The sequence below is a fragment of the Palleronia pelagia genome, assembly GCF_900110115.1.
Taxonomy (GTDB): Bacteria; Pseudomonadota; Alphaproteobacteria; order Rhodobacterales; family Rhodobacteraceae; genus Palleronia; species Palleronia pelagia.
Genome location: NZ_FOCM01000003.1, coordinates 58,777 through 76,733, shown reverse-complemented (window position 1 = coordinate 76,733; position 17,957 = coordinate 58,777). Strand labels below are relative to the sequence as shown.

Here is a 17,957-nt window from a genome sequence, read left to right as displayed (position 1 = left end):
GACCGTCTTGATGTCCGGCTCGTGGCCCTTCTGGGCCTCGCCCTTTTGCCCATTGGCCTCATCGCCATGGTGCAGACCTACCGCGTGATCGACAATGCCGACGAGGTCGCGCGCGCGGCGTTGATCGGGCACACGGTCAACGCGGTGACCGACCAGCGCGAAGCTCTGGTGCAGATGCGCGGCGCGGCCCGCATCGCTGCCGAGATCGTCGCGACGTCGCTCGAGGACCAGGACGCGTGCTCGGCCAACATGGTGCGGTTCACCAGGCGGTTCCCGTCCGTGTCGTTCGCGGGCTACGTGGACAACGATGGCCTGGTGCGGTGCGCGTCCTCCGGTATCGGCACGGACCTGTCCGACAACCCGGTCTACCGTCGTTGGATCTCGGAAGATGCCGGCTTCTTCGCTTCGTCCCAGGGCGCAGTCTCGGGCATGCCCGTCGTCTCGGTCGTCGAGCCCGTTCGTATCGATGGGCGATCGATCGGGTTCTTCGGCGTCTCGATCCCGCAGGCACCGCTGAATATCGGAAGCGAAGAGGCCGGGATCGAGTCGCCCCTGGCCACCCTCACCATGACGCGGACGGGCGAGGTCCTGAGCCTCGCCAGCGCTGCAAGCATGACCGACATTCTGCCCCTGTTGCCCGATTTCGACCGTTTCCGAGGCGCGATCTTCGGTGGCGCCCGACAGATCGTCGAGGAGGGGCCGGACGGCAGGTCCTACATCTACACCACCGTCCCAATTATCCCCGGCGAGATCTTCGCGATGTCGATCTGGCGGTCCTCGGCCGTTTCGACGGGGGGGCTGACAGCGGCCAGCGCGATCCTGTTCCCGCTGCTCATGTGGCTGGTCAGCATCGGGGTGGCCTATTTCGCCGTGCACCGGCTGGTGGTGCGCCACATCCGCCAGCTGCGGCTGCGCATCCGCGCCTTCACCACGACGCGCCGCGTCCTGCCGTTCCGCGACGGCGGCGACCTGCCCAGCGAACTGCGCGAGGTGGTCGAGGCGTTCGAGCAGTTGACCGAACGCATCCTGCGCGATGAGGCCGATCTCGAGAACAGCCTGCACGAGAAGGACGTGCTGCTGAAAGAGGTCCACCACCGCGTGAAGAACAACCTGCAACTGATCTCGTCGATGATGAACATGCAGTTGCGCAAGACCACGTCCGAGGAGACGCGCAGCCTGATCCGCCGCCTGCAGGACCGCGTGCTGGGCCTGGCGACGATCCACCGGAACCTCTATCGCGCCAACGTGCTCAGCCGGGTGGACAGCGCACAACTGATCGCCGATCTCGTGGACCAGATCACCGCCAACGCGGATGTCAGCGACGGGGCGATCGACCTGCAGACCGACATCCAGTCCGTGGCGCTCTATCCGGACCAGGCGGTGCCGCTGTCATTGCTGGTCACGGAAACGCTGACCAACGCGTTCAAATACGTGGGATCGCAAAAGGATGAACGGCCCTGGATCAAGCTGGGGCTGACCGAGTCCGAAGGCACGGTGACGCTCTGCTGCGAAAATTCGCTGGGGCCGAGATTCGCCGGCGATGCGGGGCTTGGGGCCTCGGGCCTGGGGTCGCAGCTCATGCAGGCGTTCGTCATGCAGCTGGACGGCAGGATGACGGTGCGCGAGTCGGAAGGACGCCATACCGTCACCCTTGTCTTCGACACCAGCGAATTCACGGACGAGCTATGACAGACACGGCCGCCCCCCGGCTGCTGCTGACGGCAGAGGAAGCCTTTCCCGCCTTCGAAGAGGCCGTGCTGGCCGCGCAGGACCGGATCGTCATGGGCTTCCGCGTGTTCGACGCGCAGACCAAGCTGCGTTCCGAAAACGCGCGCGAGATCGGGGAGGACTGGTTCGACCTGCTGATCCACACCCTTCGGCGCGGCGTGCGCATCGACCTGACGCTTTCGGATTTCGACCCGATCGTCTCGCCCGAGATGCACGCGGTTTGCTGGTCTTCCATGCGCCAGATGGCGTCGATATCCGAGCTTGCCGGCCCCGACGCCGCGCCGCTGCGGGCGCGCGCGGCCATGCATCCCGCGCGCGTGGGATGGCTGACCGGCTTTGCGCTCTGGCCGCGTGTCGCGCGCGAACTGGCCGAACTGCGCGAGACGCTGAACGGGCTGGAAGCGCCCGCGCGCCTGACCCGCTTCCGCCACCTGCGGCGGGCGCATCGTTGGCTGCGGGTGGGCGCCAAGCACCTGGTCGAACAACACAGCGGCGGGCCGTTCCCGCTGCACCCGGTGTCGCATCACCAGAAGCTGGCGGTCATGGACGGGCGCGTCCTTTATATCGGCGGGCTGGACCTGAACGGGCGCCGCTACGACACGCGGCAGCACCGCGGCCCGGGCGAACAGACCTGGCACGACGTGCAAATGATCGTCGAAGGGCCTGCCGCCGCGGCCGCCGAGGCGCATCTGGAAGCGATGGCCGACGTGACGCGCGGCGACGCCGATCCGACGCCGGGGGAGGGCGGCTTCGTGCGGACCTTGTCCAAGCGGCGTCACCGGCCGCTGACGGCGTTCGGGCCCAGCCAGCTGCTGACCGAGATCAACGACACGATCTTCGAGGAAGCCGCCGCCTCGCGGGATCTGATTTATTTCGAGACGCAGTTCTTCCGCGACCGCGCGCTGGCCCGGCACCTGTCCGACCTTGCGGGGCAGCATCCGGATCTCAAACTGCTCATGGTCTTGCCGGCCGCGCCCGAGGATGTCGCCTTTCACCGGCGCACCAAGGTCGATGCGCGCTTCGGCGAGTATCTCCAGGCGCGCTGCGTGAGACAGGTGTCCAAGGCCTTCGGCGACCGGGCCTATTTCGCCTCGCCCGCCCAGCCGCGCAGCGAACTGCCCGGTCCCCCGCCGGGTCGCGACGTGATCGACGGCGCCCCGCTGATCTACGTCCATGCCAAGCTGTGTGTCTTCGACGATCGCAGCACGCTGGTCTCGTCGGCGAACCTGAACGGTCGGTCGCTGCACTGGGACACCGAGGCCGGCGTCCTGACCAAGGATGGCGATTTCGCGCGCAACGTTCTGTCTCGCGCCCTGACCCACTGGGCCGGGCAGCGGGCCTTCGATCCGCAGCGTTCGGCCATCGAACAGGTCCGCGGCTGGGCCGAGGAAGACCGGTTCCGCCAGCCCGAGAACCGCGAAAGCTTTCTTCTGCCCTACGACGTGCGTCCGGCCCGCAAGTTCGGCATGCCCCTGCCTGGCGTTCCGGGCGAAATCGTCTGAGCGGGGAACCGGGCGTTGCCGCCCGGGATTGGCAGGCCATGACCGAGAATCATCCCGAAGCCCAGGACCTGCCGCGCCCGGAGACCGACGACGGCGCGCCACGCCGCGTCGGCGTCGAGGTCGAACTCGGGGGCCTGGACGAGCGGGCCGTCACCCATATCCTGGCCAATGGCCTTGGCGGGACCGAGCGGCAGACCGGCGACTACGAATGGACCGTCGAGGGATCGGACCTGGGCACGGTGGAAATCCTGCTCGACACCAAGCTGCGCGATCACGCCTCGTCGAAGATCGCGCAGATGGGCCTCGACCTGGGCCGCGCGGTCATCCCGGTGGAATACGTGACCGAGCCGGTGCTACCGCGTGAGCTGGCCCGTATCGAGGCGGTGAACGAGTCCCTGGTCGCCGCCGGCGCGCTGGGCACGCAGGACGGGTTCGCGTTGGGCTTCGGGGTGCATCTGAACGTGGCGCTGCCCGCGATGTCGGTCCCGGCGATCCTGCCGACCCTGCGCGCCTTCTGCCTGGTCGAGGAATGCCTGCGCGACAGCATGGATATCGATCCGGCCCGTCGCATCCTGCCCTTCGTCGACCCCATGCCAGCGGCGCTGACAGATGCGATCTGCGCGCCCGAGGCCGATGACTGGGACATGGACGCCCTGACCGACGCCTACCTGGAACACGCGGCCAGCCGGAACCACGCGCTGGACCTGCTGCCGATCCTGAAGCAGCACGCGCCCGACCGCGTCGTCGCCGCCGTTCCGCAGATGGACCACAAGTCCGCCCGGCCGGCCTGGCATTATCGACTGCCCGATTGCCGGATCGACGATCCCGCCTGGTCGGTCACGCTGGAATGGAACCGCTGGTGCGCCATCGAGCGGATCGGCGCGGACGCGGACCTGCTCGACCGGCTGTGCGCCGCGTGGCGGGACCACCGTTCCGGCGTGCTGCACCTGCCGGGGGGCTGGCGGGACCGCGCGGCCGAGATCCTGAACGACGCCGGGATGCACCCATGAGGAAACCCCTGATCGGCGTCACCACCTCGCAACGCTCGGGCTGGCGGATCTTCCCGCTGGTGGCGCTGAACGTCTGGCTGGCGGGCGGGCGTGCGGTGCGTTGGGGGGTCAACCGGCCCGACGACATCGACGCGGTGGATGGCGTCATCATCGGCGGCGGTGACGACATCTCGCCCGACCTGTTCGGCGGAAAGATCATCTCGTCCGCCCGGCTCGACCCCGAGCGGGACGCGCTGGAGCAGCGCCTGGTGGGCGAGGCCATGGCGGCCGGCAAGCCCGTCCTGGGCATCTGCCGTGGTGCGCAGATGATCAACGTCGCGCTGGGCGGGCTGCTCGATCAAGACGCCTACGGCACTTACACGGCCAGCGAACGGCACTGGACCATCCTGCCGAAGAAGCACATCGACGTTCGGCCCGACACGCTTCTGTCACGCCATTCGGGCACGGCGCCCATGCGGGTGAACGCGCTGCACAGCCAGGCGGTGTCGGTCCTCGGGGACGGTTTGCAGGTCGCCGCGCACGACGAAGGCGGCATGATCCAGGCGGTGGAGCGGGTCGAACCGCCCTTCGCGCTGGGCGTGCAGTGGCACCCCGAGCACCTGTTCTACGCCCACCGCCAGCGGGCGATCTTCCGGGCGTTGGTCAACGCGGCGGCCGCCCGCTACGAGGCGCGCGACCAGATCAGCGCGGTCCGGGACGCGGCCCCGGTCTAGCCGAAAACGGCGTGGCCCTGGTCGGCCAGCCGCCGGAACCGCGACAGGGACACGATGCCGTCGCCCTTCAGCAGGGCGTCGGTCATGCGAAAATCATCTGTCATGCGAAAGTCGGTGATCTCGCCCAGCGGGCCCTCGGGGCCGAACGTCTCGCGCCCGATCCACTCGGACATCCGTTCCAACCGGAACACGCGGCCGCTGCCATCGCGCATGACGTCCGAGGGGGCATCGTCTCCGGACGTCTCAGGCATGGACTCCTCCATGCCGACCGTTGCCGCGAGAAGGGGCGAGAAGGTGTTCCCGAACGGCCCGATCACCACGGGCGGCAGGTCGGGCGCAGGCTCGGACGCCGGGTCGAGCATGGGGGCGTCGTCGAGCTCGGCCCGTGACATGGCAAGGGGCCAGCCGGCGTCGTCTGGCCTCTCGAACCGCCGGATGGTGACAAGCACCTCTTCCCGGCTCAGCCATCCGCCGAGATCGACCAGCACGTGGCGCAAGGTCCAGTCACGCGAGGAGAAGAACAGCTCGCGCACCGGGAAATCCCCATCCTCGGTCTTGGCCTTGGCGGCCATCAGAGTGCGTGCGGTGATGGTCATAATATTTCCTTTGTGCCTGCCTGTGGCAAACCCGCACAGACCGTCGCGGTTCCGGAACGGCGGGCGCTGTCGTGGATTGGGCAGCCAACGACCAGCAACCTGAAAGGACCAGTTATGGACCTGACCTACCTTCTCGTGCTTCTCGCGCTCCTGACCCTCGGGGCCGTGACGATCTTCGGAATCGTCAGCAAGGAGCGGACCGATCACCACCTGCGCAAGCGCCGCCGCGGCGAAGAGCGCGCATCCAGCCTGGCCGCGGATGGCGACGAAACGACGGCCAAACAGATGTGAGCCCAACCGCTGCGGAACTTTGTCGCAGCCCAAGTGATTGTCCCCTTGAATTCAGACGTTCAAGGGGACTTTTTTCATGGTTGAGAACACCAACAAGCCGGAGCCGTCGACCGAGGAGCTGTCGCGCCAGGTCGAGCTTTTGAAGGGCGACATCGCCCGCCTGACGGATACCATCAAGGACATGGGTGTCGCCAAGGGCCGCGCCTACAGCGACGAAGCGCGCCGCCGGGCCAACGCCATGCGCAGCGAGGCCGAGCACAAGGTCGACGAGGTCGAGGAATACGTGCGCGAAAACCCGGCCACGGCCCTTGGCATCGCCGCCCTGGTGGGCCTGATCGTCGGCTTCCTGACCCGCCGCTGATCGGTGTTCGCCCCGATTCTTCTGCGCGCCCAGTTGATGGGCAAGCGCGTCGCCCGGCGTGCCGTGTACGGTACGCTGGGCGGCTTTTTCGCGTTGGTCGGTGTCGGCTTTTTCGCCAGCGCCGGCATGATCTACCTGATCGATCTTTACGGTGGCCTGATCGCGTCGCTCATCGTGGGCGGCGTCTTCTTCGTGATCGGTCTTCTGATCCTGGCCTATTCCAAGATCCCGCCGCGCGCGATCCCGCGCGAGCAGGCGCGCCAGATGGCGGATCCCACGAAATCCACCGACGCCGCCACCGACGAGACGAGCGCCCGCGCCCTGACGGCGGCGAATGTCGCACAGGCCTTCATGCTTGGACTGTCGGTCGCGCGCGCGATCAGTCGGAAAGATTGAGGTTGCGCAGCGCGTCGCTGAGCATCTGGGTCGAGAACGGCTTGCCCAGGATCTCGGCCCGCTCGTCGAACATGTCGACGACGACCTGGTGATTGGTCATCACCACGGTGGGCACCTGGCGTTCCGCCAGGGCCCGGGCCAGACCCTCGAGCCGCGGCGCCGCGGCAGATCCCGACACGATGCAGAGCCGGATATCGGTTCCGGTCACGACGATATCCTCCGCATCCTTCAGTGACGTGGCGGTCATGGTCTCGGCGTCGGGCAGTTGGGTTCGAACGGTTTCGGCGATATCTTCTGAAACGACGGGAACATTCTCGACAATGAGAACGATCGGCATGGGCAATTTCCGGAATGGTGTCTGGTACGAGCGCTTTTATCGCTTCTTGATAGACCGCGAGAAGCCTTGCATTAAAGTATGACGTATCCCAACGAGAAACTTCATGCCGACCGACTGTAGCAACTGCCCACTTCGTCGCCTTCCGGGCTTCGAAAGCCTCTCGCCGGAAGAACTCGAGTTCATGTCGCACTTCAAGGTGGGCGAGATCGACGTGAGTGCCGGGCAGGCCGTGGTCATCGAGGGGGCGAAAAGCCCGCAGCTTTTCACGGTGCTGGACGGCATGGGCGTGCGGTTCCGGACGCTGGAAGACGGGCGGAGGCAGATCACCAATTTCGTGATGCCGGGCGACTTCATCGGCATGCAGGACGCCATGCTCGATGATATCGGCTACTCGATCGAGGCGACCACGCCGATGACGCTATGTGTTTTCCGGCGCTCGGATATCTGGACCCTGTTCCGCAACCATCCCGAACGGGCCTTCGACATGACCTGGCTGGTCTGCAGCGAGGAGCATTTCCTGGGCTCGGCCCTGGCGACGGTGGGGCAGCGGTCCGCCCTGGAACGCCTGGCCTGGGCATTGGTGGTCATCCACGACCGTTTCCGGCAACTGGGCCGTGTCGATAACGGGATATTCTCTTTCCCGTTCCGCCAGCAGGACCTGGCCGACGCGCTGGGCCTGTCACTGGTCCACACCAACAAGACCCTTGCGAAACTGCGTGACCGGGGGCTGGCCAGCTGGGCCGAGGGTGTCGTGCGTATCTTCGACCGGGAAGGTCTGCGCCAGCTTGCCGTCATGGACGAGATGGAGAGCAAGGTGCGCCCCCTGATCTGAGCCTCAATCCTCGATCAGGGTGTCGGCGACCCGCGCCTCGCGTTCGCCCATGGGCCGCTCGGGACCCTTGGTGCTGTCCTCGCGCGTGCGCAGCTCGAGCTCGGCGTTCAGCGACGCGCCCAGAAGGACCGAAAACGCGCTGAGATACAGCCACATGAGCAACGCGATGACCGCGCCCAGCGCGCCGTAGATCTGGTTGTAGTTGCCGAAGTTCGACAGGTAATACGAGAACCCGTAGGAAATCGCGCCCCAGATGATGATCGCCACGATCGCCCCGGGCGTCAGCCAGCCGGGACGGGCATGTCGTCGGTTGGGGCCATAGCGATAGACCACGCCCAGCGCTCCGACCACGACGCCCAGCGCGATGATCCAGCGCGCGGATGCGATCAGCAAAGTCGTGATCGGCCCCAGCGGCAGGATGGCCAGCACGATGGGCAGGATCACGACGCACGCCAGCGCGATCAGCGCGACACCGATCAGAAGGAAGGTCACGCCGAAGGCCGCCGCGATCTGGCGCAGGCCTTCGCGGTTCCTTTCGCGGTAGATGGCGTTCAGACCCCGGATCAGCGCGGCGACACCCGCCCGCGACGACCAGATGGCGGCGCCCAGCGAAATCACCGTGGCCCATCCCAGCGTGCTCGAGTTGGCATTGATCAGCGCACTGACTTGCTGGTCGAGGATGGCGTAGGCATCGCCGGGCACGAAACCGCGCAGAACATCCAACTGCTCGGCAACGGTCAGCGGATCGGCGAAAAAGCCCCAGATCGCGATGACCGCGGCGACCGAGGGGAAGATCGCAAGCATGCCGTAAAAGGCCACCCCGGCCGAAATCAGGCCCAGGTTGTTGTTGTTCAGCTCGAAAAACACACCCTTGGCGGCATGGTACCAGATCCGCCAGTTCAGCCCCGGGCCCAGGATGGTGGCCATGGCGGCCTCCGTTCTGATCGTTACTTCCAGAGCTTAACATAGGGTTATCGTGGCCCGAAACAGCCGCTGGGCCAGCCGGATGGCCGGATGGGCGGCGGAAAGGTGCATAATTGGCGCAAAATACCCGCTGCGTCCGCGATCTCGGCGAACGCCGCTGTTGGAATCGCGCCACGCGATGATTATCCTTTGCCTATGCCCGCGTCGTGGCCAGACGGCGCAGCCACGAAGGAGGACATCGTCCTGTCTGCTACCCAGACCGCGACCAGCCAGGTCGCACACCCGGATCAGCGCACGTCCGCGCCCCTGTCCGAAACGCCCTTGCAGCCCGATGCGCTGCTGGCGGAAATCCTGAAATCCCTCGATGACGACCAGGCCCAGGAGGTCGTGCAGATCGATCTGCGCGGCAAATCCGAAATGGCCGATTTCATGGTCATCTGCTCGGGCCGCTCGTCGCGCCAGGTCGCGTCGATCAGCGACAAGCTGGTCGATCGGCTGAAGCACGACTTCGGTCGGCTCTGCAAGGTCGAGGGCAAGGACGGCGGCGATTGGGTGCTGATCGATACCGGCGACGTGATCGTGCACGTGTTCCGACCCGAGGTGCGCGAGTTCTACCAGCTGGAAAAGATGTGGCTCGGCCCGACCGACGCCCTGGGCCGCGCCTGACCCCCAGGTGAAGGTCCATCTGTGCGCCGTGGGCCGGATACGGCCCGGCCCCGAGCGCAGCCTGATCGACGATTACGCGGCCCGCTTCGACCGCGCCGGACGGCCCTTGTCGCTCGGTCCCCTGGCCGAGCACGAGGTCGAGACCCGCAAGACCAGCGGGATGGAGGCCGAGGCCGACGCGCTGGCCCCCGCCATCCCGGACGGTGCGGTGATCTGCGCGCTGGACGAACGCGGCAAGACGCTCAGCTCCCCCGAATTCGCCGACCTGCTCGCCCGCTGGCGGGACGAGGGCCGGCCCGCGGCTGCCTTCCTGATCGGCGGCGCGGACGGGTTGCACCCTGACTTGCGCAAGCGCGCCGATGCGCGGCTCAGCCTCGGGCGCATGGTCTGGCCGCACATGCTGGCCCGCGTGATGCTGTCCGAACAGCTGTATCGCGCGGTGTCGATCCTGTCGGGCGCGCCCTACCATCGCGAATAGGCCGCGCGACGCTTTCACCCCGGCGGCCGGCACGATAGAACGGCGGCACAGCCAAAGACGGGAAAGCAAGCCATGACCGCACCGAAGCCAGTCGTCCTTTGCATCCTCGACGGGTGGGGCGCGCGGGACGAGACCGACGCGAACGCCCCCGCGCTGGCGAAGACCCCCAATTTCGACCGGATCCGCGACGCGGGCCCCGAGGCGCGGCTGACCACCCACGGCCCCGACGTCGGCCTGCCCAAGGGCCAGATGGGCAATTCCGAGGTCGGTCACACCAATATCGGCGCGGGCCGCGTGGTGGCGATGGACCTGGGCCAGATCGACCTGGCGATCGAGGATGGCAGCTTTGCCGAGAACCCGGCCTTGCAGGCCTATATCACCAACCTGGGCGCATCCGAGGGGACGGCGCACCTGATGGGCGTGGTTTCGGACGGGGGCGTACACGGGCACGTGGACCACGTCCTTGCCGCGGCGCGTATCATTGCCAATGCGAACATTCCCATCGTCATCCACGCCATCACAGACGGGCGTGACGTGGCGCCGAAATCGGCCCGCAATTTCATGCGGCACCTGCAGGACAACCTGCCCGAAGGTGCCCGCATCGGCACGGTGATCGGGCGCTACTACGCCATGGACCGCGACAACCGCTGGGAACGGGTTGAAACCGCCTACCGCGCGATGGTCGCCGGCAAGGGCAAAGCGACGGCAGCCGATGCGGACACCGCCGTCAGCCAGGCCTACGACACGGACACGACCGACGAGTTCATCCCGGCCACGGTCATCGGCGATTACGCGGGCATGGCCGATGGTGACGGGTTCTTCTGCCTGAACTTCCGCGCCGACCGCGCGCGCGAGATCCTTGCCGCCATCGGTGCGCCCGATTTCGACGGCTTCGATGTCTCGGACCGGCCGCAGCTGAACGCACGGCTGGGCATGGTCGAGTACAGCCAGGACCACAACGCCTATTTCTCGACCGTCTTTCCCAAGCGCAAGCTGGTGAACACGCTGGGCGAGTGGGTGGCCAAGCACGGGCTCAGCCAGTTCCGGTTGGCCGAAACCGAGAAATACCCGCACGTCACCTTCTTTCTGAACGGCGGGAAGGAATCGCCCGAGGACGGCGAGGATCGCGCCATGCCCAAGTCGCCCAAGGTCGCGACCTATGACATGCAGCCCGAGATGTCGTCGGCCGAGGTCACCGACCGTTTCGTCGAGGCGATCGAGAAGGGCTACGACCTGATCGTCTGCAACTACGCCAACCCCGACATGGTGGGTCATACCGGTGACCTGGATGCCGCCATCGCCGCCTGCGAGGCGGTGGATCAGGGTCTTGCCCGCGTGCTCGACGCGCTGGAGAAGGCCGGCGGCGCGATGATCGTCACCGCCGACCACGGCAATTGCGAAGTCATGACCGATCCCGAGACGGGCGGGCCACATACCGCGCACACCACCAACCTGGTGCCGGTGATGCTGGTCGGCGGTCCCGAGGGCGCCGCGCTGGCCGATGGCCGGCTGGCGGACCTGGCGCCGACACTGCTGGAGCTCATGGGCCTGCCGCAGCCAGACGAGATGACCGGGAAAAGCCTGATCCGCTGATGCTGCGCGCGCTTTGCCTGTCGCTTTGCCTGGCCGGTCCGGCCGTGGCGCAATCCGACGCGGCCAGCATGGCCGATCGCGCGGCGCAGGCCCTGTCGCGGGCCGCCGAGTCGCTTGAGGCGGCCGAGTCGTCGCGCGACCGGGTGGCCGCGCTGACGCGCACCGTGCAGGCCTACGAGGACGGGCTGTCCGCCCTGCGCGCCGGGTTGCGCCGCGCGGGCGAGGACGAGGCGCGCATCACGGCGCGGCTGGATGCCGAGCGTGATCAGCTGGGGCGGCTCCTTGGCGCGTTGCAGGTCATGGGCGGCGCGCCCGAGGTGTCGCTGCTGCTGCATCCCGAGGGGCCGGTGAACACGGCCCGCGCGGGTATCCTGATGGCCGACTTGACGCCCGCGCTGGCCGCAAGGCTTGAGGCGCTGACCACCGACCTTCGCAACATCGCCAGCCTGCGCGCGGTGCAACAAAGCGCCGAGGCCGACCTGGCCGACGGCCTGTCCCAGATCCAGACGGCGCGCGCCGCACTGTCCAAGGCGGTGGCCGATCGCGTCGACCGTCCCGACCGCGTGGCCGAGGACGAGACCGCCATGGCCCGCCTTGCGACCGATGCGCGCAGTCTCCGGGATTTCGCCGCCAACCTGCCAGCCGGGCCGGCCGCGACCGAGGCGGCCGATTTCCTGCGCGCGAAAGGCAGCCTGGACCTGCCGGTGGCGGGACGGGTGCGGCTGGGATTCGGCGACCGCGACGCGGCGGGGATCACGCGGCCGGGCTGGGTCATCGACACCGCGCCGGGCGCGCTTGTGACGGCGCCATGGCCTGCGACGATCCGGTATCGCGGCCCGCTTCTCGACTACGGAAACGTGATGCTGCTTGAGCCCGCCGAAGGCTATCTGCTGGTTCTTGCCGGGCTCGACGTGGTCTACGGTGCGCCCGGACAAATCGTCGGGGCCGATGCGCCGCTGGGCCTGATGCCGGGTGCCGAGACCCCGGCCCCTGACGAAGCCCGCGACGAAGCCGGCGCTGGTCAAACGGCGCCACAAAGGCTTTATGTGGAACTGAGATCGGATGACGGCCCGGTGGACCCCGCAGACTGGTTCACCGCGCAGGAAGAATAGGACGAGGCTAATGAGAAAGTTCGTAATGGCCGCCCTCGGCGGGACGCTGGCCGGGGTGCTTCTGACCACGCAGATCGCAGGGCCGCTGATCGCGCAGGAAAACGCCAATCGCTCCAGCGTCTACGAGCAGCTGGACCTGTTCGGCGACATCTTCGAACGGATCCGCGCGCAATACGTGGAAGAGGTCGACGAGGGTGACCTGATCGAGGCCGCCATCGACGGGATGCTGACCTCGCTCGACCCGCATTCCAGCTATCTCTCGCCCGATGACGCGCAGAAGATGCGCACCCAGACGCGCGGCGAATTCGGCGGTCTCGGCATCGAGGTGACCCAGGAAGAGGGCTTCGTGAAGGTCGTGTCGCCCATGGACGACACCCCAGCCGACGCCGCAGGCATGCAGGCCGGCGACTTCATCACCCATGTCGACGGCGAGTCTCTTCTGGGCCTGACCCTGGACGACGCCGTGGCCCTGATGCGCGGCCCGGTGGGCAGCGAGATCGTCGTCACCGTCGTGCGCGAGGGCGTCGACGAACCCTTCGACGTGTCGATCATCCGCGACACGATCGAGCTGACGGCGGTGCGGTCGCGCCTGGTGGGCGACACCGTGGTGCTGCGGGTCATCACTTTCAGCGACCAGACCTATCCCAAGCTGGTCGAGAGCCTGGAAGAGCAGGTCGAGGCCGCCGGCGGCATGCAGAACGTCAACGGCTTCGTCATCGACCTGCGCAACAACCCCGGGGGCCTTCTGACCCAGGCGATCCAGGTCAGCGACGCGTTCCTCGAAGAAGGGGAAATCGTTTCGACCCGCGGCCGCGACGTGCAGGACAGCGAACGGGTGAATGCCACCGAGGGCGACCTGACCGAGGGCAAGCCCATCGTCGTGCTGATCAACGGCGGCTCGGCCTCGGCGTCCGAGATCGTCGCCGGCGCGCTGCAGGACCACCGCCGCGCCATCGTCGTCGGCACCAAGTCCTTCGGCAAGGGCTCGGTTCAGACGGTCATGCCGCTGAGGGGCGAGGGCGCCATGCGCCTGACCACCGCGCGCTACTACACCCCGTCGGGCCGGTCGATCCAGGCGCTGGGCGTGTCGCCCGACATCGTGGTGCAGCAGCCCGCCGCAACCCCCGAGGAAGACGAGTCCGAGGAAGAGACGAGCCCCTTCCAGCGCCGGTCCGAGGCGGACCTGCGCGGCGCGATCAGCAACGACTCGGTCACCGACGATCAGCGCGAGATCATCCTGCAGGAGCAGGAAGCCGCCGAGGAGGCCGCCGAGCTGCGCAACGAGGATTACCAGCTGGCCTATGCCATCGACATCCTCAAGGGCCTGTCGGCGCTGAGCCCGGGCGGCCAGTAAGCGTGGCCGTCAAAGCCGAAGATCTGCCCTATCGTCCCTGCGCGGGCGTGGTCCTGGCCAACCCGGCCGGCCACGTCTTCGCGGGCCAGCGGATCGACCACGCTTCGGGCGCATGGCAGATGCCGCAGGGCGGGATCGACCCGGGCGAGGACGCGCAGACCGCCGCCCTGCGCGAGCTCCAGGAAGAAACCGGCATCGCGCCCGCCCTTGTCGATGTCGAGGCGGCGACGGACGACTGGCTGTTCTACGACCTGCCCGACGACCTGCTGGGCAAGGTCTGGGGCGGCAAGTATCGCGGTCAGAAGCAGAAATGGTTCCTGCTGCGGTTCCGGGGCAGCGACGATGACGTGCGCATCGACACCGACCACCCCGAGTTCTCGGCGTGGCGCTGGACCGATCCCGACGCGCTGATCGACCAGATCGTGCCCTTCAAGCGCGACATCTACCACGCCGTGTTCGCCGCCTTCCGCGACAGGCTGTGATCCGGGCGGCGATCTTCGGCGCCCTGGTGGCCTGCCTCGCGGCGGGACCGGCCCTGGCGCTGTCCTGCCGCGCGCCGGACGTGGTGCGCAGCTATCTCGACGCGGACGCCTCCGACGATTTCTACACGGTGGTTCTGGGCCGCATCAGGGCCGGAACCCCGATCTCTTCGCACACCCCCTCGCGTGATCTGCGCATCGCCGCGCGGATGCGGGGCCGCGCGCTGGGCCCTGACGGCTTCGCGCGCCCCATTGCGCGGCCCGTCCAGCTGAACATCACCTGCTTGTCCGAGTGGTGCGGACAGCCACCGCCGCAGGATCGCGACCTGCTGATCTTCCTGCGCCACGAAGACGGGCGGCTGGTGCTGGATCTCGGCCCCTGCCCGCAATGGCTGTTCCAGAACCCAAATTCAGAGCAGGTGGCCCGGGTCGCCGACTGCCACACGGGCGGGGCCTGCGACACCGACGGCTAGAGTCTGGGGCATCGTGTCGCGGGGCGCGGCAAAACGACTCCACCGAAGAACAAAAATAGAACATACTGGCGGCATGAGTCGCCCCGCCACCGCATCTGTCGAGCTGTCGGCCACGTCCAACTTCACCTTCCTCACCGGGGCGTCCCACCCCGAGGAATACGTGGACCGGGCGGGGCTGCTGGGGCTGTCGGCCATCGCCATCGCCGACGAGAACAGCGTGGCCGGCATCGTGCGCGCCCATACCCGCGCGCGTGAGCTGCGGCGCATGGTGAAGCTCAGGGCCGAGGCCGAGCTGATCGGCCCGCCCGCGCCACCGGGCCTGCCCAGGCCGCCCAGCGCAGACATCACCACCGTGCCGCGGCTGATCCCGGCGGCGCGCATCGACACCGACCGTGACTTGCAAGTCACCGTCATCCCCCGCGACCGCGACGGCTGGGGCCGGCTGTGCCGCCTGATTTCGCTCGGGCGGCTTCGGGCCGAGAAGGGCAGCTGCCAGGTTCGTCTTGACGATCTTCTGGACTGGGGCTCGGGCTGCGAGCTGATCGTCCATCCCGGCGGGCCGTCCGATTGGCGCAAGCAGGCGGCGCGGCTGGCGGGCCGGTTTCCCGGGCAGGTGAGCCTGTGCCTGTCGCCCCGCTATGACGGGCAGGACCCCGCGCGCTGGGCCCGCGCCACCAGCGCCGCCGCGGATCTGGGCGTGCCAACGGTGGCCAGCGCACGGCCGATGATGCACCACGGCGCGCGGCGGCGGCTGGCCGACGTGCTGACCGCGATCCGCACCGGCACGCGGGTGGACGCGCTGGGCCGGGCGTCGCTGGCCAATGCCGAGCAGCGCCTGCGCGGGGGCCCCGAGATGCGGCGCCTGCTGGGCGAGCACGAAAAGGCATGGGACCGCGCCGCCGCGCTGGCCGCGCGCTGCACCTTCTCGCTGGACGAGCTGCGCTATGAATACCCGTCCGAGGTGGCCGACGGCGAATCGGCGTCGGACCGGCTGCGGCGGCTGGCGCTGAAGGGGCTGGAGTGGCGCTATCCCTCGGGCGCGCCGGACCACGTGGCCCAGCTGCTCGAGCACGAGCTGACGCTGATCGGCAAGCTGGGATACGAGCCGTATTTCCTGACCGTGAACGATATCGTCAGCTTCGCGCGGTCGCGCGACATCCTGTGCCAGGGGCGGGGCAGCGCGGCGAACTCGGTGGTCTGCTACTGCCTTGGCGTGACCTCGGTTTCCCCCGAGATCGGGACCATGGTGTTCGAGCGTTTCGTCTCAGAGGCGCGGGACGAGCCGCCCGATATCGACGTGGATTTCGAGCACGAGCGCCGCGAGGAGGTGATCCAGCACATTTACGACCGCTACGGCCGCCACCGCGCCGGGCTGTGCGCCACGGTGATCCACTATCGCGCCAAGCGCGCCATCCGCGAGGTGGGGCGCGCCATGGGCCTGACCGACGACACGCTGGCATCGCTCTCGTCGCAGCTTTGGGGGTTCTTCGGCACCAACGGGCTCGAGGCGCACCGCATGGCGGAAATCGGGCTCGACCCGCGCGACAAGCGGCTGCGCCTGACGCTTGAACTGATCTTCCAGATCATCGGCTTCCCGCGCCACCTGAGCCAGCACGTGGGCGGCTTCGTCATCACCGAGGGCCGGCTGGACGAACTGGTCCCGGTGGAAAATGCCAGCATGGAGGACCGGACGGTCATCTGCTGGGACAAGGACGACATCGACAGCCTGGGGATCCTCAAGGTCGACGTGCTGGCGCTGGGGATGCTGTCGTGCCTGCGCAAGGCGTTCGACCTGATCCAGCGGCATCACCGGACCGAGTACACGCTGTCCAGCCTGCCGCCCGAGGATCCCGCGACCTACGACATGCTGTGCAAGGCCGATAGCCTTGGCGTTTTCCAGGTGGAAAGCCGGGCGCAGATGAACTTCCTGCCCCGGATGCGGCCGCGCACCTTCTACGACCTTGTGATCGAGGTGGCGATCATCCGGCCCGGCCCGATCCAGGGCGACATGCTGCATCCCTACCTGCGCCGCCGCGCGGGCGAGGAGGAGGTGACATTCCCCTCGGACGCGCTGGGCCGGGTGCTGGGCAAGACGCTGGGCGTGCCGCTGTTCCAGGAGCAGGCGATGCAGATCGCCATCATCGGCGCGGGCTTCACTCCGGACGAGGCCGACCGCCTGCGCCGGGCGCTGGCCACCTTCAAGAAGCTCGGCAATATCAGCGAGTTCCGGAACCGCTTCCTGAAAGGGATGCGCGACAACGGCTACGACCGCGACTTCGCCGAACGCTGCTTCGCCCAGATCGAGGGGTTCGGCAGCTACGGTTTCCCCGAAAGCCACGCGGCCAGCTTCGCGCTGCTGGTCTATGCCTCGGCCTGGGTCAAGCGGCACCATCCCGGCATCTTCGCCTGCGCCCTGCTGAACGCGCAGCCCATGGGGTTCTACGCCCCCGCGCAGATCGTGCGGGACGCCCGCGAACACGGGGTCGAGGTGCGGCCCGTCTGCGTCAACGCCAGCTTCTGGGACAACGTGATGGAACCCGACGCCAAGGGTGGTCTGGCGCTGCGTCTGGGGTTCCGCCAGATCAAGGCCATGCGCGAGGCCGAGGCGCACTGGATCACCGCGGCGCGCGGCAACGGTTACGTGCAGGTCGAGGATCTGTGGCGCCGCGCGGGGCTGTGCCAGCGGTCGCTGCGCGCGCTGGCCGAGGCGGACGCCTTCGCAGGGCTGGGCCTTAGCCGGCGCGAGGCCATCTGGGCCGCCAAGGCGCTGCACGGGACCGAGCCGCTGCCGCTGTTCGGCGGGGACATGGACGGCGAGGGCATTGTCGAGCCCGCCGCCTACCTGCCGCAGATGACCGAGGGCGAGCAGGTGATCGAGGATTACGTCGCCATGCGCCTGACCCTGCGCCGCCACCCCATGTCGTTCCTGCGCGCGCGGCTGACGCCCGGAATGGGCACGCCCGCCCTGGGCGCGGTGCAGGACGGTCGCCGCTTCGCCGAGGCCGGCGGCCTCACGCGCAGCGACGCCTGGGCCCGCGACGACGAGGGCGGCGGTCTGAAATGCACGTCGGTCCGCAGCTAGGGCAGAGCCGGACGCGCGAATCCTCTGCGA

At 67.9% G+C, this 17,957-nt stretch carries 19 protein-coding genes; 16 read left to right on the top strand and 3 right to left on the bottom strand.

What is annotated here, in order from left to right:
• Positions 1-21: 21 nt before the first annotated feature.
• The 4 genes from BMX96_RS07325 to BMX96_RS07310 are packed head-to-tail and all read left to right on the top strand — an operon-like array spanning position 22 to position 4,953.
• Positions 22-1,689, top strand: a complete 1,668-nt coding sequence (locus BMX96_RS07325; protein ID WP_214606836.1) for a sensor histidine kinase — start codon at positions 22-24, stop codon at positions 1,687-1,689.
• Entirely contained in the window at positions 1,686-3,230 is a 1,545-nt protein-coding gene (locus tag BMX96_RS20125; protein ID WP_091844918.1) for a phospholipase D-like domain-containing protein, read from the top strand. The genes BMX96_RS07325 and BMX96_RS20125 overlap by 4 nt, the downstream gene beginning before the upstream one ends.
• Positions 3,231-3,268: 38 nt before the next feature.
• Positions 3,269-4,240, top strand: coding sequence for an amidoligase family protein (locus BMX96_RS07315; RefSeq protein ID WP_091844917.1), 972 nt, complete (start codon positions 3,269-3,271; stop codon positions 4,238-4,240).
• Complete coding sequence (locus tag BMX96_RS07310) at positions 4,237-4,953, top strand: gamma-glutamyl-gamma-aminobutyrate hydrolase family protein (RefSeq protein WP_091844916.1); 717 nt, start codon at positions 4,237-4,239, stop codon at positions 4,951-4,953. The genes BMX96_RS07315 and BMX96_RS07310 overlap by 4 nt, the downstream gene beginning before the upstream one ends.
• Here BMX96_RS07310 and BMX96_RS07305 read toward each other — a convergent pair.
• Positions 4,950-5,549, bottom strand: coding sequence for a hypothetical protein (locus tag BMX96_RS07305; protein ID WP_091844915.1), 600 nt, complete (start codon positions 5,547-5,549; stop codon positions 4,950-4,952). The two genes, BMX96_RS07310 and BMX96_RS07305, sit on opposite strands and share 4 nt — an antisense overlap.
• A gap of 114 nt (positions 5,550-5,663) precedes the next feature.
• On the opposite strand from BMX96_RS07305, the gene BMX96_RS19605 reads away from it, so the two are divergent.
• The 3 genes from BMX96_RS19605 to BMX96_RS07295 all read left to right on the top strand — a co-directional run bounded on the left by BMX96_RS19605 (position 5,664) and on the right by BMX96_RS07295 (position 6,597).
• Positions 5,664-5,840, top strand: a complete 177-nt coding sequence (locus BMX96_RS19605) for a hypothetical protein (RefSeq protein ID WP_175481681.1) — start codon at positions 5,664-5,666, stop codon at positions 5,838-5,840.
• A 76-nt stretch (positions 5,841-5,916) separates the two neighbouring features.
• Positions 5,917-6,201, top strand: a complete 285-nt coding sequence (locus BMX96_RS07300; protein WP_073126693.1) for an ElaB/YgaM/YqjD family protein — start codon at positions 5,917-5,919, stop codon at positions 6,199-6,201.
• A 3-nt stretch (positions 6,202-6,204) separates the two neighbouring features.
• Complete coding sequence (locus tag BMX96_RS07295) at positions 6,205-6,597, top strand: hypothetical protein (protein ID WP_091844914.1); 393 nt, start codon at positions 6,205-6,207, stop codon at positions 6,595-6,597.
• Here BMX96_RS07295 and BMX96_RS07290 read toward each other — a convergent pair.
• Positions 6,581-6,934: a response regulator gene (locus tag BMX96_RS07290; RefSeq protein WP_091844913.1), complete on the bottom strand. Its 354-nt coding sequence runs from the start codon at positions 6,932-6,934 to the stop codon at positions 6,581-6,583. The two genes, BMX96_RS07295 and BMX96_RS07290, sit on opposite strands and share 17 nt — an antisense overlap.
• A 103-nt stretch (positions 6,935-7,037) precedes the next feature.
• Between BMX96_RS07290 and BMX96_RS07285 the strand changes: the two genes are divergently transcribed.
• Positions 7,038-7,766 carry a Crp/Fnr family transcriptional regulator gene (locus BMX96_RS07285; RefSeq protein ID WP_091844912.1) on the top strand — a complete coding sequence of 243 codons (729 nt, stop codon included), beginning with the start codon at positions 7,038-7,040 and terminating at the stop codon, positions 7,764-7,766.
• Between the two features lie 3 nt (positions 7,767-7,769).
• Here BMX96_RS07285 and BMX96_RS07280 read toward each other — a convergent pair whose 3' ends face one another.
• The gene (locus BMX96_RS07280; protein WP_091844911.1) at positions 7,770-8,693 is read right to left on the bottom strand and encodes a YihY/virulence factor BrkB family protein; all 924 of its coding nucleotides are present in this window, start codon (positions 8,691-8,693) and stop codon (positions 7,770-7,772) included.
• A 192-nt stretch (positions 8,694-8,885) separates the two neighbouring features.
• On the opposite strand from BMX96_RS07280, the gene rsfS reads away from it, so the two are divergent.
• The 8 genes from rsfS (at position 8,886) to BMX96_RS07240 (ending at position 17,927) form a co-directional block, all read left to right on the top strand.
• Complete coding sequence (gene rsfS, locus BMX96_RS07275) at positions 8,886-9,356, top strand: ribosome silencing factor (protein WP_175481680.1); 471 nt, start codon at positions 8,886-8,888, stop codon at positions 9,354-9,356.
• Between the two features lie 7 nt (positions 9,357-9,363).
• A complete protein-coding gene (rlmH, locus tag BMX96_RS07270; protein ID WP_091844910.1) occupies positions 9,364-9,834 on the top strand; it encodes a 23S rRNA (pseudouridine(1915)-N(3))-methyltransferase RlmH in 471 nt (156 codons plus the stop codon).
• Between the two features lie 72 nt (positions 9,835-9,906).
• A complete protein-coding gene (gene gpmI, locus BMX96_RS07265; protein ID WP_091844909.1) occupies positions 9,907-11,427 on the top strand; it encodes a 2,3-bisphosphoglycerate-independent phosphoglycerate mutase in 1,521 nt (506 codons plus the stop codon).
• Positions 11,427-12,539 (top strand): murein hydrolase activator EnvC family protein, encoded by a 1,113-nt coding sequence (locus BMX96_RS07260; protein WP_091844908.1) that lies wholly within the window; start codon positions 11,427-11,429, stop codon positions 12,537-12,539. The genes gpmI and BMX96_RS07260 overlap by 1 nt, the downstream gene beginning before the upstream one ends.
• 10 nt (positions 12,540-12,549) lie before the next feature.
• Positions 12,550-13,893 (top strand): S41 family peptidase, encoded by a 1,344-nt coding sequence (locus tag BMX96_RS07255; protein WP_091844907.1) that lies wholly within the window; start codon positions 12,550-12,552, stop codon positions 13,891-13,893.
• 2 nt (positions 13,894-13,895) lie between these two features.
• A complete protein-coding gene (locus tag BMX96_RS07250) occupies positions 13,896-14,375 on the top strand; it encodes an RNA pyrophosphohydrolase (protein ID WP_073126673.1) in 480 nt (159 codons plus the stop codon).
• On the top strand, positions 14,372-14,845 hold the full coding sequence (locus tag BMX96_RS07245; RefSeq protein WP_091844906.1) for a hypothetical protein: 474 nt from the start codon (positions 14,372-14,374) through the stop codon (positions 14,843-14,845). The genes BMX96_RS07250 and BMX96_RS07245 overlap by 4 nt, the downstream gene beginning before the upstream one ends.
• Positions 14,846-14,918: 73 nt before the next feature.
• A complete protein-coding gene (locus tag BMX96_RS07240; protein ID WP_091844905.1) occupies positions 14,919-17,927 on the top strand; it encodes an error-prone DNA polymerase in 3,009 nt (1,002 codons plus the stop codon).
• Positions 17,928-17,957 lie beyond the last annotated feature (30 nt).